At 39.8% G+C, this 16,281-nt stretch carries 15 protein-coding genes and 1 pseudogene; 5 read left to right on the top strand and 11 right to left on the bottom strand.

What is annotated here, in order from left to right:
• The first annotated feature begins 282 nt into the window (after positions 1-282).
• The 4 genes from FC82_RS04980 to FC82_RS04965 all read left to right on the top strand — a co-directional run bounded on the left by FC82_RS04980 (position 283) and on the right by FC82_RS04965 (position 4,596).
• The gene (locus FC82_RS04980) at positions 283-1,599 is read left to right on the top strand and encodes a PucR family transcriptional regulator (protein WP_161939782.1); all 1,317 of its coding nucleotides are present in this window, start codon (positions 283-285) and stop codon (positions 1,597-1,599) included.
• A gap of 129 nt (positions 1,600-1,728) precedes the next feature.
• The gene (locus tag FC82_RS04975; protein ID WP_056996376.1) at positions 1,729-2,268 is read left to right on the top strand and encodes a TetR/AcrR family transcriptional regulator; all 540 of its coding nucleotides are present in this window, start codon (positions 1,729-1,731) and stop codon (positions 2,266-2,268) included.
• A 143-nt stretch (positions 2,269-2,411) separates the two neighbouring features.
• Complete coding sequence (locus FC82_RS04970) at positions 2,412-3,149, top strand: SDR family NAD(P)-dependent oxidoreductase (RefSeq protein WP_054759451.1); 738 nt, start codon at positions 2,412-2,414, stop codon at positions 3,147-3,149.
• Positions 3,150-3,165: 16 nt separating this feature from the next.
• Positions 3,166-4,596 carry a vinyl phenol reductase gene (locus FC82_RS04965; protein ID WP_056996375.1) on the top strand — a complete coding sequence of 477 codons (1,431 nt, stop codon included), beginning with the start codon at positions 3,166-3,168 and terminating at the stop codon, positions 4,594-4,596.
• Between the two features lie 66 nt (positions 4,597-4,662).
• On the opposite strand, the gene FC82_RS04960 is transcribed toward FC82_RS04965, so the two are convergent.
• From FC82_RS04960 to FC82_RS04950, 3 genes are all read right to left on the bottom strand, one after another.
• Entirely contained in the window at positions 4,663-5,208 is a 546-nt protein-coding gene (locus FC82_RS04960; RefSeq protein WP_054759449.1) for a hypothetical protein, read from the bottom strand.
• 241 nt (positions 5,209-5,449) lie between these two features.
• A complete protein-coding gene (locus FC82_RS04955) occupies positions 5,450-6,106 on the bottom strand; it encodes a GNAT family N-acetyltransferase (protein WP_056996374.1) in 657 nt (218 codons plus the stop codon).
• A 21-nt stretch (positions 6,107-6,127) separates the two neighbouring features.
• Complete coding sequence (locus FC82_RS04950) at positions 6,128-7,036, bottom strand: LysR family transcriptional regulator (protein WP_054759447.1); 909 nt, start codon at positions 7,034-7,036, stop codon at positions 6,128-6,130.
• A 195-nt stretch (positions 7,037-7,231) separates the two neighbouring features.
• Here FC82_RS04950 and FC82_RS04945 point away from each other — a divergent pair, with 195 nt between their 5' ends.
• Positions 7,232-8,392, top strand: a complete 1,161-nt coding sequence (locus tag FC82_RS04945; RefSeq protein WP_162260923.1) for an HNH endonuclease — start codon at positions 7,232-7,234, stop codon at positions 8,390-8,392.
• A gap of 11 nt (positions 8,393-8,403) precedes the next feature.
• On the opposite strand, the gene FC82_RS04940 is transcribed toward FC82_RS04945, so the two are convergent.
• From FC82_RS04940 to FC82_RS04900, 8 genes and pseudogenes are all read right to left on the bottom strand, one after another.
• Entirely contained in the window at positions 8,404-9,540 is a 1,137-nt protein-coding gene (locus tag FC82_RS04940; protein ID WP_162260922.1) for a hypothetical protein, read from the bottom strand.
• A 51-nt stretch (positions 9,541-9,591) separates the two neighbouring features.
• Positions 9,592-9,933: an ATP-binding protein gene (locus FC82_RS04935; protein WP_235809177.1), complete on the bottom strand. Its 342-nt coding sequence runs from the start codon at positions 9,931-9,933 to the stop codon at positions 9,592-9,594.
• A 26-nt stretch (positions 9,934-9,959) separates the two neighbouring features.
• Positions 9,960-10,145, bottom strand: a complete 186-nt coding sequence (locus FC82_RS04930; protein WP_056996370.1) for a hypothetical protein — start codon at positions 10,143-10,145, stop codon at positions 9,960-9,962.
• A 350-nt stretch (positions 10,146-10,495) separates the two neighbouring features.
• Positions 10,496-11,968, bottom strand: coding sequence for a Sau3AI family type II restriction endonuclease (locus FC82_RS04925; protein ID WP_056996369.1), 1,473 nt, complete (start codon positions 11,966-11,968; stop codon positions 10,496-10,498).
• Positions 11,969-12,115: 147 nt separating this feature from the next.
• Positions 12,116-13,378 carry a DNA (cytosine-5-)-methyltransferase gene (gene dcm, locus FC82_RS04920; protein ID WP_054759432.1) on the bottom strand — a complete coding sequence of 421 codons (1,263 nt, stop codon included), beginning with the start codon at positions 13,376-13,378 and terminating at the stop codon, positions 12,116-12,118.
• Positions 13,379-13,511: 133 nt separating this feature from the next.
• The gene (locus FC82_RS04915; RefSeq protein WP_054759431.1) at positions 13,512-13,943 is read right to left on the bottom strand and encodes a very short patch repair endonuclease; all 432 of its coding nucleotides are present in this window, start codon (positions 13,941-13,943) and stop codon (positions 13,512-13,514) included.
• A gap of 12 nt (positions 13,944-13,955) precedes the next feature.
• Positions 13,956-15,362 (bottom strand): annotated as a pseudogene (locus FC82_RS16440) (DUF2075 domain-containing protein).
• A 408-nt stretch (positions 15,363-15,770) separates the two neighbouring features.
• Positions 15,771-16,094 carry a MazG-like family protein gene (locus tag FC82_RS04900; protein ID WP_054759544.1) on the bottom strand — a complete coding sequence of 108 codons (324 nt, stop codon included), beginning with the start codon at positions 16,092-16,094 and terminating at the stop codon, positions 15,771-15,773.
• Between the last annotated feature and the right edge of the window lie 187 nt (positions 16,095-16,281).

Raw genomic sequence — 16,281 nt, 5'->3', positions numbered from 1 at the left:
CATTGTGTTTTATTTCACTTTTAACTATAAAATGTATACGCTTTATTTTCATTGTGTTATGCCACAAAAATAGCGGTAAAATAATGACAAAGAAACAGTATTTAAAAGGAGAATCAATCAATAATGCATGTAAATGACTTGCTTACGATATTGGGTAATCCCACAACGCACGTTAACAATAGTACGCTAATAAACGCTTCAATTTATGAAGCAACACTTAATTCTCAGCAAAATTGTTTATTTCTTCACACAATTAACAATGTGCAACTCTATGCTTTAAGGGTGCAATCAGAAAAGCCCCTAACACGAAACGATATCCTGGTAGACTTGCCGCTCTCGCTCGACCAATTGAATGATCAGGTACTGGCCGCGTTGCGGTGGGACTATGTCGCCAGCCAGACTTTCGAACACATTCAAGCCGGCCTAGCCGCGCAATTACCAATTCAAGCCTACCTAGACACGTTTGCAAAACAGTTGGATCAATCCCTGATTCTGTTTGACCATCACGATCAATTATTGATTTCATCAACGTACGGTTCTCTGGGCCACCTCTCAACAGAATCCATGGTTCACCGGTTATTGCCCACCCTGGCAGACGTTAGCGGAAGCCTGATTTTTAGTGATACGATGCAGACGCAATTAGCAGCAATTTCAATCAAACCCGGCTTCACCTTTGCCACACCGTTGACCGACCGTCATCAGGCTGCCTACATCTTTGGACTGCTACGCCGAATCGGTGATGTTCTAGTTCATCAAATCGAAACCATGGCTGCTCCGACAGATCAACTGGCTAGCAGTTTGCCATCAGCCTATTTTTCCAACACATTATTGGATCTGATTCACAGTCAAACGGTCAATACCGCTGAGTTACACGATTGGCATTTGGATTCAAAGCAATCCACGTACATCATGCGAATCACTTTCGCCACAGCGCTGGAATCCGTGATGATCAATGATTTCTTGCGGGTATTGACACCGTTGCTGGGAAATTTGCGTTACTGCATCGAAAATACCAGTCTGGTAATCATTTGCAGCACGGACCAGCCTTTGAACACCATGAAATCAACGTTGCTAACCCTATATCAATATGCAGAAAAATACGATTTTTTAATTACACTCAGTGCCCCATTTCACGCCATTGAACGTGCCAGCGCGGCTTATCAACAGTGTGTCTCTGTGCAGGCTTATGCGGTAACGGTACCACTGCCAGATCGGATTCTGTTCTTCCAGGACGTGGCGTTGCTGGAACTAATCGACCACGTCAAGGGACGGGTCAATCTGAGTGATTACGTGCATCCCGACCTGCAGTATTTGATGGCCTATGACGCCCATCACAATACCGATTATCTGACAACCGTGCACCTGTACCTCTACGATGATCAGAATACGAAACAGGCAGCGGCAGATTTGCATATCCATCCCAATACACTCTTGTACCGAATCGGCAAAATCAAAAAACTGCTTGATTATGATTTTAGTTTTGGCAAACAAAATTTAGATTATCGGATGGGATTTTTGATTCTGTACAGTCAAAACAAAGTGCCTCTGCCCCACTCACGGCGAACACCAAGAGAGGATCAGAGTAGGAAAGATTCATGATTGTGTAATTCATGATTGTGTAATTCATAACTTGACAAATGTCAGGTTTTAATGTGTATTATGGAACTATACAGGTTCAAGAGAACCATTGACATTGTCTACTAAATTATCGATTGTGGGGTGCGCATTATGGCTGCTGAAAAGAAAATTATCACCGCTTTCTTAGCCCTGTTGGAAGAAGAAGGCTACGATAAAATTAACGTGTCCCAGCTCATGAACCGGGTGCACTTGACGCGAACTTATTTCTACCAGCTCTACACGGATAAAAGTGAGCTGGCGCGTGAAGCATTTTTCTCGCTGGTCAAAACGTACCTGATTGGCGTATCCCAGGCAATCACCGCAAATGGTACTGCCAATCAAGAATCAGTGCGGCAGGGCATGCAATTTATCAATGATCACCGGGATGACATGCAGTTGCTGATGCGCGTTCAAAATGGGCAATTCAACCTGCTGACAGAGTTCCAGGGACGCATCAAGGCCATCATCAAGGATGAAGTCGGCAAGACACGATTGACGCCAGAACAGACACTGGACTACTTTGCCGACCTCTTTTCCGCCTCGACCATCACAACATTAAACTGGTTTTTGACTCATGACGACATGCCTACCGATGACATGATTCGCTTGGCAGGTGACTCGTTGTCTCAAGGCATCACATCGATTCTATAACAGGAAGTGTCTACTTGAAATTTAAGTAGACACTTCTATTTTTCTGTCTACGCCAGCCCTTTTGAAATCGGTTACACTTGTCTCGAATGATAATTATTGAGCAATTCAAATCAGCTCAATCACAAAATTTGGAGGTCTTTACCATGACAAAAAATAACGTTGCGTTAATTACGGGAGCTGCTCAAGGAATTGGTCTGGCAGTCAGCGAGGCTTTTGCAAAGGCTGGCAATGATGTTGTCCTGACTGACTACAATCCGAAGGTCACCGATGCTGCTAAGGAACTGGACAGTAAATATGAGGGAACCATCACCGGGTTGGTCATGGACGTGACCGATACCGATAGTATCAATAGCGGCTTGGACAAGGTCATAGCGCAGTTCGGTCGTTTGGATTACGCGGTGAATAACGCTGGTGGTGGCGTATTAAAACCATTTGCTGAATTAACAGACGACGATTTCGACAAGACCATTAATTTGGATTTGCGCGGTACGTTCCTGTGCATGCGAGCCGAAATCAAATTATTTGAAAAACAGGGCTTCGGATCCATCGTCAACTCCGGCGCACTTGGCAGTATCTACAACCCAGGTGGTATGGGTGCTTACAACGCCGCTAAAAACGGCATCATGGGGATGACTCAAGCCGCTGCTGTTGATTACGCGGACAAGAACATCCGTGTCAACTGCATCGCACCAGGTTTAACTGAAAGTCCACTGACACAGGGCGATTTCTTGAAGGCTGTCTTGCCGACGGTGCCGATGAAACGGTTTGAAACGACCGCAGAGCTTGCTAAGATTTACGTCTTTGTGGCAATCGAAGCCACCTTCATGACCGGGCAAACGATCTTGAGTGATGGTGGTGCATCCGTTGGGCTGAAGGGCTAGATAGGAGGTCTCTCATATGTTTCCGAAAAAAACTGATTATGATTTAGTGATTGTTGGCGGCGGCCTGAGTGGGTTAGCAGCTGCCGTAGCGGCCGGCGAAAAGAAACTGGCCACACTGGTACTGGAAAAAGGCCGCACTCTGGGCGGCGATGGCAACTATGTTGAAGGCGCCATGGGCGTTGACAGCACGATGCAGAAAGACGCTGGGATTTCAATCGATAAAACTGAATTGTTGCAAGATGAACTCACCTATTCCCATTACGAAGCCAGTGCACCACACCTTAAGAAACTAATTGATGCCAGCGGTGCCACGATCGATTGGTTACAGTCACTTGGCGTCACGTTTACAAAAGTTGGTCCTCAAGGCAAGAGTTGGCCGACTATTCACACCTTTGAAGGCGGAGGCCACGCCGCAATTGAAAAATTGAAGGCCAAAGCTGATGAATACGGGGTTGAGTTTGCAACTAGTGTCAGCGCACAGAAATTGCTGCAGGCCAATGGTCATATTTCCGGACTTGCGGTGAAAAACGAAGCTACGGGCCAATACAGAGATTTGAGGGCACAGAATGTGCTCTTAGCAACTGGCGGTTATGTCGATAATCCCGAACTGATCAAGGAACGGACACCGTTTGTGGGTCGCTTGCTGACAGTGAGTGACGGCAAGTCTACCGGTGACGGCATGCAATTAGCTTGGGCAGCAGGTGCACAGCATTACTCAATGGGCGCCATCCAGTACGGCGGCGGTGCCATCTACGACCGGCAAACCCCACCGTTTGTGCACATGATGTCACAATTGGGTGTTGTTGCGACGCAGGAAGCTATTTTATGGGTCAACGAGCGCGGTGAAAGGTTCGTCAATGAAGATGTGAATGACAACATGTGTCACGCAGGTGGTGCCATATTGACGCAGTCGCGAGTGTTCTCAATTTTTGACCAGGCGGCGGTGGATCATTTAGCGAACGTCGGCCTGTTTAAGGAAGTCGGTAACTCCCCCGTTTCGCCGGATAAATTGGATAAACTACCAGGTGAGATTGAAACCGATTTAGGCAAGCACGCCAGTTACCTGACTAAGGCTGACAGTTTGGAAGAATTGGCCACGAAACTTGGACTGGCAAAACTTCCAGACACGGTTACGCGGTACAACGCGCTGGTTGATACTGGTGCGGATACCGACTTTGGGAAAGATAAAACTTACCTGACCGCGGTGTCTGATGGTCCGTTCTATGCTGTTGAACTCGGCGTTGGGATGGCTTGTGCCCTGGGTGGCATTCGAGTCAGCGACGACAATGAAGTGTTGAATGATTACGGGTATCCCGTTCCGGGCCTCTATGCGGCTGGGAATGACGCTGCTGGGATGCTGGTTGGTGACACTTACGCGGTGACGTTGCCAGGGAGCACTGCAGGCTACGCGGCATTTTCTGGACGGAATGCTGTTGCAAATATGTAAAAAATTAAAAAACGGTAACCAGCGCTTTCAGGCGTCGGTCACCGTTTTTATCTGTCATAAAAATGGTTACTTAATATACCAATTTTCCTTGCTGGAAAGTTGATACTTGTTATAAATTGGATTGGCTTTTCCACCATAGTTATAGTACCAAGGCTGTGACTTATTGAATTTATTCTTGGCCTTTAACATGACATAACTGGTATTGGTCGGCTTAGCAAATGAAACAATCTTGCTGCCCAATCGCCAAGCATTATAGCGATAGACGCCAGCGTCTTTCGTGTTCATGTAGTAAGCCTTGCCCTTATACTTGAGTTTGTAAACTCGTGAATAACCTTTCACCTTCTCGGCGTAGTAAGTCTTGTTACGGCCAAAATCGCTAAAGTTGCTGTGGTAATGCGTAGAATCTTGAGAATTAGCCGCCTTCGCAGTTGTGTATAGCGACACAAATTGATCGTTTCGACCACCGTACAAGTAAGCGCGATGGTAGCTTGATGTAGAAAAACTATTCGAGGATGTGACGTGGTAGTGCCAAGTCTTGGCTTGTGCCGTCACGGCAGTTACTCCGAGCGATAGTACAGCAACCCCCGCTGCAGCTATGGTCTGTAATTTCATTCTTTTCAACCCCTATATGGTCAGCTTTTTATGTCGTCAGGATTTGGACACTCCTCCAATAACGAATGCCAATAAGTTAGAATCTGTTGTGAAAATCGGCTGGCACGTTGAAACTTCGACATTCACATAATCTTTTCCCGAAATATACTTCTCTTCTCTATTTAATGATACTTGAACGATTCCTTGATTACAAAGCCTATAATCGACTCGTTATTACGAATTAAGGCGAATTACTGACCAGTTACTGTGCCATAAATGATCGACTGATGATGTAAAAAGTTTCTTGGCTTGGTTGCCATTTTTTCTCCAATGGTTCAAACGTCTGATCAAATTCATCCGCAACGGCGGGGTCAACGTCCATAATGGGACTGCTATGAAAATGCCACGCGTGTCCGGCCAAACAATGTGGTTGCAGTTCTTTGAGGAGTAACGCAGTCATATATTGATGCCGCCCAATTGAAACATCATACCGCATCGCGCTCTTAAATCCGGCACCAACATAATTTTGCGGGTCACCCATAAGTACAACCGTGTCAAAACCCAGATGTTTAGCCCGTTCAAGTGAATGGGCAATTAGTTTTTTCCCCAACCCCATGTGCTGATAATCAGGATGAATGGCAATTGGTCCGAGGGTCAAAACCTGTTTGATCTCATCGTTTTCATCGGTCAGTTTTGCTTTCGTAAACATGACATCTCCAACAATTGCGCCGTCAACAGTCAGGACAAAAGCTAATTCGGGCACAAAATCGGGATGGTCGCGCATGGTGTGCACAAGATAATGTTCGTAACACCCTGGAATGTACACGTTCCAAAACGCCTTTCGGGTGAGTTCCTCCACCGTTCGATAATCAGAGGGTTGTTCGTTACGAATTTCAATGTTGCCAGTAATTTGCTGCATCATGAGTTCTCCTTTAGGTGACTATTGAATGCGACCAATACCGGTCACAAATTGCGTCTGCAAGTTGGTCAGCTGTTTCCCCGGTCGCCGAATGATGCCGTATCGAAATGCTTGGTCATCCTTAAAATCAAACATATCGAGATTGTGTTCGACCATCGCTTGTTTTTCAAAATCATACAGCCGATTATGCAGCTGCGAGTTGCGGATGATGGATACGGCCTGAAACTTCTTCATCGTTTCAAGCACAATGCGGAATGAAGTTGACTGCATAATAATGTTCAAGGCGCCATATCTTTGTTCGATCTTACCCACATATTCCGAGATGTAGTCGTCGATGAATAAGGCAAACTCCTGCTCGCGGATAAGTGAGATGGGGATCGGGTCCGGATGGTCCGCTAAGTAGTGATTAGGCGTCATGTACAATTTGAACTGTCCTTGCCCGACTTCAGTAAAATCGAGTTCTTCCAGTAGTGCAAAATGAGCCTTGTTAATGGCAATCAATCCGGCATCGTAATCACCGGTTTTTACACCTTTAATAATCTGAATGCTGCTCGCTTCTTGGAGGTACGCTTTAAATTGAGAATGTTGATCCTGAAACTGCAGCAACCAGTTTAACAGCGAATTGGGTACCTCGTTCATCACCCCAAACCGTAACGGCGGATCTACGACCGTTCGCTGTTGAGTTGAATACTGGCGAATCAGGCCAAGTTGATTTTCGATTGCCTTGGCGTGCGCGACGACCTGCTTACCAGCCTCAGTAATCGTTATCCCACTGCGGGTCCGGTTAAACAATCGCAAGCCGAGTTCTTCCTCCAACTTATCTAGGGACTGACTCAGACCGGCTTGTGAGATATTCAAATTCTTAGCGGCCTGAGAGATGGTTTTTGTTTTCCCAAGCTCCGTGAGGTAAAGCATTTGATTCAGATTCATATGGTATCCTCCCACCTTTGTAGTTCCATTATAAAAAGCAGATGTGGAAAATAATCATTCTTAATCCATTAAATCGTTACAAGCTCGGCCTTAAAAATTGAATATTTTTATTTATACATAATTATTTTTCACCTTACGTTAAGGCCATAACTTATTGTATTGTAGATTAATAAGTATAGAAGGTGGCTAATGATTTTGACTACATTAAAAAAACTTGAATTATCAACATCCGAGCTACAGAGCTGCGATTTAATTCCGGAGACTATTTATGCCGGAATCAACTTAAAAAATAGCGACGTGCTTCACGCATTAACAACAACAAAAATGTCGAAGAATTTCATTTCCGAGAATAAACTTGACAGGAAAAAAAACAATTTACACACTTCAACTGGCACTAACGGTGGCTTTAGAATGGTTAACCTAGCGCCCCAATCAAAGCGAAGCAACAGCACGGAACACGCATTTCTAGTCATTACATCCGCAGAAAAAGCTAAAGCAAATATTTGGTCAGACGACTTTGACTCTGGAAATCATTTGTTAACTTATCATGGTGATAACAAAGCTTCCCAAAATATTTTTAATACCCCCAAAAAGGGTAATTTCTATTTGGACGAAATATTTTCTGAAAATTTTGCACAGTCAACCCAAGCATTTCCAATTTTATATTTTAAGTTGTTTGCAGATAATCGTGTTGAATACATGGGACTCGCTTACCCAATACCCAATGGTTTGAAATCCATTAGAGAAAAAAACAATATACCAAATTATGAGGCAAAATTTTACATTGATCAAACTACCTCAATTAAAAAAGAATGGCTTACCCATCTAAAAGAGGGAAAATCTGCCAAAAACAGCATCGTTCCGCAAAGTTGGTCAAATTTCATTCATTTAAAACCTATTAGTTCTAATAAAAAAATTATGAATAAGATTTTTTCGTTGTCCGGTGGTCAAAATGAAGCCACAGTCAAAGCAAAAGAACGCATAACTCAAAGCCAATTTCGACATACTCTTTTGCAAAAACAGCATAGGTGCCTTGTTTGTGGACTCGATTGTTCTAAATTGTTGATTGCAAGTCATATTAAACCTTGGGCTAACTCTAATGACCAAGAAAAAATCGATTCTAATAATGGGCTCTTGCTCTGCGCAATTCATGATAAACTTTTTGATAAAGGTCTAATTTCGTTCGACACTCATAATCATCTTTGTGTGTCCAATTTATTAACAAAAAAAGACTTAAAAATATTACATTTAGATACTTCACGCACTTTCGCGCAACTTAAAGGCCACCAAACATACCTTCAATACCACAGACAATACGTTGCAAAAGATATCCTATCTTCATCAAATGATTTCTAAATCCGGACTTTTTATATTTTCATGGATATGATATTTTTCAACTCGATTAATTGTATCGTTCTTATGTCGTTACCACGATACAACGTATACGTTGCATGTAGATTGTTAATAGTTGGCTTTACACTTTCAATAATTATATGTTTTTTTTGTAAATCCTGTTTATCTTTATCTTTCAGTTCAAACATTACAAGATAATCAATTTCATTCCAATTTTTATTATTAGCTGATAGATTCTTTAAAAAGCTTGCTATTCTTTGCTTAAATTCAATAACTTTGTCTCCATCTTGAAAAGCAAAATATAAATCATAGATATTTGCATAGCCATGTTCATATACTGCAACTCCCGGAAATTTTCCTTTACCTAGCTGTTCAAAGAAGATACCAGTAACCGATTCTTCTTGCCTTGGCTTTATTATAAAATCAGTATTCTCAGCATACATCATCTTTGGACACTCACGGAGCTTATTAAATGTAACATCCTTGGTTTCGTTCTGCGGTACTCTTGCTCTTTCATCCTTCACCCAAGGCATTACATTATCCAAATACTTTCTATATTCATCGCTTGCTACCTCTTTATATCGTTTTAGAGTGGGACCTGACGAAATAGTTTTTCTTCCGATATCAAAGTTTACACCTGCATCTTCAATAAGCATAAACATCCTGCGAGCGTAACCAAGTGCACCTTTGAGTTGATCTGTACTAATTTCTATTCCAGTAGGCATTCCTTTTACACTCAAAGTAACGCCGTTTTGAATTTTTACATAATTAGGTTCAACCTTCACTATTGTACGGTCTTTTGAATTTATTAAATCTGCCTGTTCTGATTGTTTTTCATTACTATCAGCTGAAGAAGCAAAATAGACAACATACGCAACCTTTTTATTGTTAATTGTCAAACGGCCTTTATCCGTTACGTACCGATTTTTTAAATAGGCCATTTTTTCATAGTCTCGTTGGTTAGTTCCTTCTTTTTTGAAAATTCTTTTAAAATTCTCCAAACTGACAATCAAATTAGGATTGGGCTCTTTAATATCGTCTAACCAGTAATATTCAAATTTAATTTCTTTTGAAATTGCATTTTTGACCTGATAACTATTGATATAGGTCAATTCTACATGTACATTGGGGAGGTTTCCTTTTGGTCCCATCATTCTTTTCGTATCACCAATTGAAGTTCTAGTACGAATTAAAAATTACAACTACTTAAAGGTTAAATTAAATAAATCCCCTGCCATTAATTGCCCTAAAATAACCGTGGTCCCACGCTTTTTAATTTCAGTGTCTGTATCGATTGGTAAGTCTAATGATTCATCAGTAGTACTTTTTGACCATTTTCTTGCATTCTTCACAACAAGCCTGGATTTTTCTGTCCCGTCAAAACTATCTATTTCAGCAAAATCACTCTGAAATATTGAGAATGTTAGTCCAACTCCCTTCTCCCCAACTGAATTATCGTCTTCCTTTTTACCAGTTTCAAAAAGCTGGACTGCATCGGAAAGTAGTTCACTATTCATTCCTACCCCATTATCGGTAACTTTAATTTCTTCATTATCAGAATTAAACTGAATTAATATTTTGGGTTGATACCCTTTCTTTTTTCTTCCAATCTCAGTTTAACTGAATCAACCGCATTCTGTAAAATTTCAGCCAAAACATCATAATCATTATGGTAACTAGCAACTATTTGTGCCAATTGCCGTCGCATATTTACAATTTTATTATGATCAGTCATTTTAGGTGGAATTACTACCAAGATTAGCCCTCCAGTAAGCGTTTTCTTTTTTAGTATGCAATTATTCTTTGTTTTCAGTACAATTTGCAATCTAAAAAAAAGTTAAGTCAATAATATTGTTCGGTCTTTTTGTATATTTTATTGGATTTGATCTAATTGTTTTTAACAATTCAACACTTCCGAATATTTTCTCTTCTATGCACTAAAAATCAAGACAGAAACCGATTTTAAATGGTAGAGATGTTTTTAAATCATAAGATACATTTTTTGAGTATGATTTAAGTATGTGTATCTAAAAAAGATTATAAACCAACACAATTTTTGTCGCGATTTTCTTATTTTTAACTAATACCTGTCCAAAAAGACGTATATTAATGAATCTGAACCAAATCTCTAACAATATCACGAATAAATTTGTTATTCAAAAAGAAGCATTGATTGGTCATATACTGTGATGAAAACTGTCTCGGTTTGTCCTTTTCGTCGCCCAACCACCTAGAAGGCACAGGTAATTCATTAGCGTACCCATTATCGATATAACTAGCATAACCTGCATGAGGTCTAACGTGAATAACACGTTGATCACCCGCGTTAACAAAATTATTTCGAATTCCGCGGCCGTCACGCCAAAGCTTCACGCCTTCGTTTAATGTGTCAATAGTATCTTGCCAGACACAGTAAATTTCATTATTAATAATGGCCTGAGGCATTTTATAGAATTTGATTCCCTTAAACACATTATCTGACTCTTCATTATCTACGGAACTATGCTGGAATATCGCAAAAACAAATGTACTTTCAGACATTAGAATATTCAATTTAGCAGATGGATTATTATCTTCATCTTTCCACTGTTCTTGAACTAAATCCTTAAACTTAAATGACGGAAAAGACATGCTCTCACTGTTTGTACCTGCATAATCAAATTGAACAGTTTTAATCAAGTAGGAAGCCTTATTTAACTCAGAAATGTTATCAAGCCCAGATTTTTTGCTAGTGTCAAAACCAAGCATGGCGCGAATTAATAAACTATTATAATTTTTAATACCGGGCCTAATTTTAACGCCTAACTCTGTGCATATATCAATCGAGTTTTGACCAAAGTATGGTGACAATTTTTCAATTAGAACATCTGCCAAGGATTTGTCTGCAGCCTCTCGTGAGTTCTTTAAGATAAAATCGGATTTTTTGTCTCCAAGAATATATTCTCTGAGTAATTGGGTCATATAACTTGTCTTCAAAGAAAAGGCACGTTGCTTAGCCTTAACATCCGAATAAGGTTGAGTCCTTAAACTTTGTGCGTTAGCACCCTTAGTACAAGCCGCCAGGTAATCAGTCAAACTTTCCGTTAGATTCTCGGCATGCCCCTCCTTAACGTATCTTTGAATCTTATCCCAATCGTTTCGAATGATTGCGTAATCTGTAGGGTTTTTCGCCATTTCAAACAAAGCCACTTCACTAAAAGTCCATTCAGATCGTGGTTTATCCTTAATATATTCATAAAATGCCAATTCAATAACTTTGTTTTTATGGTAAAAATGACTCGTCTCAAATTCCTCATCAGCTAGGTTCTGATAATTGATGATATTGAGAACGAGTCTTTCTTTAGCGCTATACTGCCCACCCTTACGTTTAATATATGGTGTTGCTTTCAATTCAGACACCCCTAAATCAGGTTCGCTAGCGGAATCTCTGGCTTTACCGAACCATGACTCAAAGAGATCTCCAACACTGTTCTTGGTCTTTTTTGAGTTGACATCTTTTGCTAATTCACCAAAAGGAATACCCAAGATTTCCTCAGCTCGTTTGTGAACTTTTTCTTTACTATCATAATCTGATTTCAATGCAATACCCCCTGCGTTATTGTCATTATACTTAACTTAGCAGGTACATTTCAATTGTTTATAGCATTATCTAACTATACTAATGTGCAAAAAAACTGTAATATTCAATAATCAGCAAAATCGAATATCACAGTTTTTATATATAATTTAGTGGGCCACATGATTTGCACTAAGTGTCTCATTTAGAGTAAGGTCGTCAGGCTCATTTGCAAATATTTTATCCAAACTACGACCAATTTCTGTTATGACGCCGGTTACCAGAGCGTTTCCCATCATGAAGTACCTTGAACTTTTTGGCATTCCTTCTGTCCAATTATCTGGAAACATTTGTAATCGTTCGGCTTCAATTGGATCTAAAAGTCTAAGTTTGTTATTCTCTTTATCACGAACGACGTGGGTGCTTCTATTCACTGAATGTTCTGAAGTTAACATTGTCCGTCCAGGTCGATCCAGCGGGTCAGGAAAGGACATACCGCCCTCGGTATAGTAATATGAAAAGCCTGTGCTCGAAGTTCGTTCTTCTTTTTTAGCACCTTTAAGATACTCAAACTTCTTAGTTTTAGCATCGTCCAGATACAGTTTTTCATCGTCAGCATGGTCTAAAACAATGTCATTTAACACCGTATAATTGCCATCGTACTTAGGCTCATAGTGTGCACTGAAAATATCATCTCCACGTGTGATTCCGGTATTTTCAAAGTGGAAGGAAAAATTATCTGAGAAATCTACTATATCAATAAAACCGTCAAGCCTTGCTTCCTTATTACGGGTGAGGTTAGGATCAATGTTCAGTGTGTTGTTAATAATACCATCTTTTACTAAGGCCTCGTTTAAGCACCGTTTATCACTAATAGATTTAGCATAGTTAGTATCATTTCGGTATGCAACAATAAAGACCCGTCTTCTTCTTTGAGGGAATCCATATTCAGCAGCATTCACCATCTGCCACTGCGCGTCATATCCTAGCTGGTGAAGCGTGTACAAAATCATACCAAAATCGCGTCCACGCTGTTTTTTCCCTGGAGATGACAATAATCGATCAACATTTTCGAGTAATACAAAAGGTGGATTTTTTGCTTCAATCGTGTCACGAATATCCCACCATAAAACACCCTTTTTCCCTTCGATACCCTTAGCTCCAGAATGTGCAACCGAATAGTCTTGGCAAGGAAATCCCCCAACCAATAAGTCTATGTCAGGAATTGTTGTTTTATCAACTTTATTGATATCTACATTTGTATTATTTTCACTTTTACCATAATGCTTTACATAATTATCAAAAGCATATTGGGCTTTTCTACCTGGTTCCCACTGATTAGCATATACAAAATTCCAACCAGTATCGAGTTTATCCATACCAACTCGAAAACCGCCCACACCAGCGAATAACTCAGCTACTCTTTTTTTCACTTACTTTCTCTCCTCGCCAAATACTTACTTTTGCCATTATACTAGAAAAATGAAAATTGATCAACTTTTACTTTGATATAGTTTAGACGAATGTATGTTCGAATTATACCATATTGAATTTTGCATCTCTAGTTCAACGATTTTCCGACCTTACATAGTAATCTACGAGAGAAACACAATAATCAGTATTTTTCAAAACTTTTTTTTCCCAAAAATGAATTGGTTGCCATCCCTTTTCAATCAATAACGCATCGTCTCTTTGATCCCGAGCCATGTTTTCTTCTATTTTTTTGATCCAATAGTCTCTATTTCTTTTTAATCGTTTTTTCCGATTTTCCCAGTCATACCCATGCCAAAACTCACCATCAACAAAAATGGCAAGATGATATTTCAAAACTGCAATATCTGGAGAACCCGGCAATGACTTGTCGTTCTTACGATATCGGTATCCGTTTTGCCATAGTGCTTTAGCTAAGATTTGTTCCCCCTTGCCTCCCTTAAGATGTACGTTAGACATTCGCTGTCTAGTTGAATTGTCAGAGTCATAACTTTTTGGATGTTTCATAATAACTACTCCTTAGTCACAACGAGCATGCAATTCTTTTCTCAACTCATCATCTACCGCATAAATGTATAGCCCATGCACGCCCCTAGTCATCAATACATTCAACTGGTTCAATAATAGTTCATTGCTGACGTCTTTGTATTCACCCGACTTTAACATTCTTCTATCAGTCGCATGACTGTCTTGGCTATTCTTGGAAATGATTTGAACTTTACCCTTCCGATATGTAACTGATGGTCCCAGTATAACCCCACAATAATTAAGATCAAATCCCTGGATAGTAAACGTTGATCCGATTTCATCAATTGTTTCTGGTCGTTCAGCCCAAGGAAGTTGCCCTTTTGTGCTGTTCCAAGGTAACGTTAGGTTTCCTGCGTTTACCACCCATCTACCATCAGCTCTGTTATTATTCTTTTTCCCATCAGTATATGCCCAATCAAAAGTTGCTACCAATCTGGATAGGCCGCTATTCTCAAAATCTGTATTTTGATTTTTAATTGCTTGATGCATTGCTTCAGCATCATCAAATATTTTCAAACTGTAAATTTCGTCTTTTTTGAATGGCCTTACTTCTCCTTTATAGACAAAATTTGTTATCCAGTCAACAGTCTCTTTAGATGCTTGAATACGCATTTGCTTTTTTAGAGTAATATAATTATTTTGTCGCTTAGATTCTTCTCTAGCATTTTCAAAATCCTCTGATTCAATATAGCCTTTATTACTCAAAACTTGTTGCGGATCAAATATCGCTAATGTAATCTTCGAATGTTTCCGAATATCTGCCAGCTCGTTTTCGCCGCTATACCCCTGAGTCCCTTGTGTCCATAGTAGATGGGCTTCGTCTACAAGTGCAACGTCCACTAATGCTTGTTACTTCGCTTCACCTTTTTTTTCAAAATTATGAATAAAAGTGGCTGGCTTCATCACAGCCTCTCCCTTTTTCTTTTCAATTCCGAGTTTTTGAGCAATGTCATTGTAAACCTTTAACTGTTCATTTTGATTGACTAAAAGACTAGTTGAGACTGATTCAGTCTGGTTGTGACTATTATTCTTTTTAATTTGACTCACAGCATAGAAAATGGTGCTCAAGAGCACAGTTTTACCAGTACCTGCAGCTCCTTCGATCAGAATTAACTGGTTTTCAGTCTCATTCTGCATAGCTTTATGAATGCAGTTTATTATTTTCCCCTGAGCCTGAAATTGTTCATCTGTTAGCTTATGAAATGGAGATGCCTTAAAAATTGCAGAATCTCTAATAACTGATTCAACCGGAAATAAGGTGCTGTTGTCCTGCTGAAGTTTCGCCCAAATTTTTGAAAATATAAGTGAGGCTTCTTTTTCTGGAAAATAATGATTTTGCTCGTTTTCTCTTCGATTATCTACTTTTATAACATTGGGTACACTACTTAAATAAAGCATTAAACGATTCTCAACATCCATGGTTAGCGACTTATTAAAGTGATCATGACCAATAATGTAAAGATTGCTATTCGAGTTTTTAAGAAATTTGTCCCAAGAATTATTTGGTTTCACATCCGTATTTAAATGCTGATCCGTTCTTTGATTAATATCGTTTGTCTCTCCAACATACACTTCATATTTGGCGGCTGTTGTTCCAGCTTTAGTCGTATTCTGGCTCACGATATATACAGTTGGAAAATTCAGGATGTATGTTTCGACGGCCTGATTGTTCTTCTCGTTGATTTTTTTAAGACAATCTTTCCCATACGGTATTTTTTTAATTATTGGTTGATTTATGCTTGTCATTCTGATTTGCCACCTGTCCACGTTACTATTAAGAGAAGAGTCTCGTTAGATTATCCATTATCATTCTTTATCGAATTTCCAATGTCTCTTTTTATTAATTTCCAGCTTTTCGGTCACGACATCGTTGGGTTCCACTCCTAATTTTTCACACATATAGTATGCATAGGTTAAAGTGTCAGCCAACTCCATCTTTAAATTTTGTACGAGTTGTTGATTTTGTAATAGTTCTTCGTCAGGCCTTTTATCTTGCCATAAAAACAATTGATTGACCTCTGTCGCTTCGACTGATAAAGCGCGCGCCAATGCAGGAAATGTGTGATATTCTTGCCACTGCTTTTTGTTTCTAAAATCAACTAACGCTTGAATAACTTCTTCATATTCCATCTTTAAAACCTCACCTATTATTACTTTTTTAATGTAAAAAGTATTGCAGGCACCCTGCATTTCTTGTTCTATCTTTAGTGTATGGTACAGATAAAATCATCATTTTTCTTTTTCATTAATTATATCATTATCTGAAACTTGAAAGTATGAAGACAGACTGATCCCTTGGTATCACAGGGCATATTTT

It is taken from the genome of Secundilactobacillus collinoides DSM 20515 = JCM 1123, assembly GCF_001435975.1.
Classification (GTDB): domain Bacteria; phylum Bacillota; class Bacilli; order Lactobacillales; family Lactobacillaceae; genus Secundilactobacillus; species Secundilactobacillus collinoides.
Note: the sequence above shows the minus strand (reverse complement) of the source record. Positions and strands in the feature narration are given on the sequence as shown.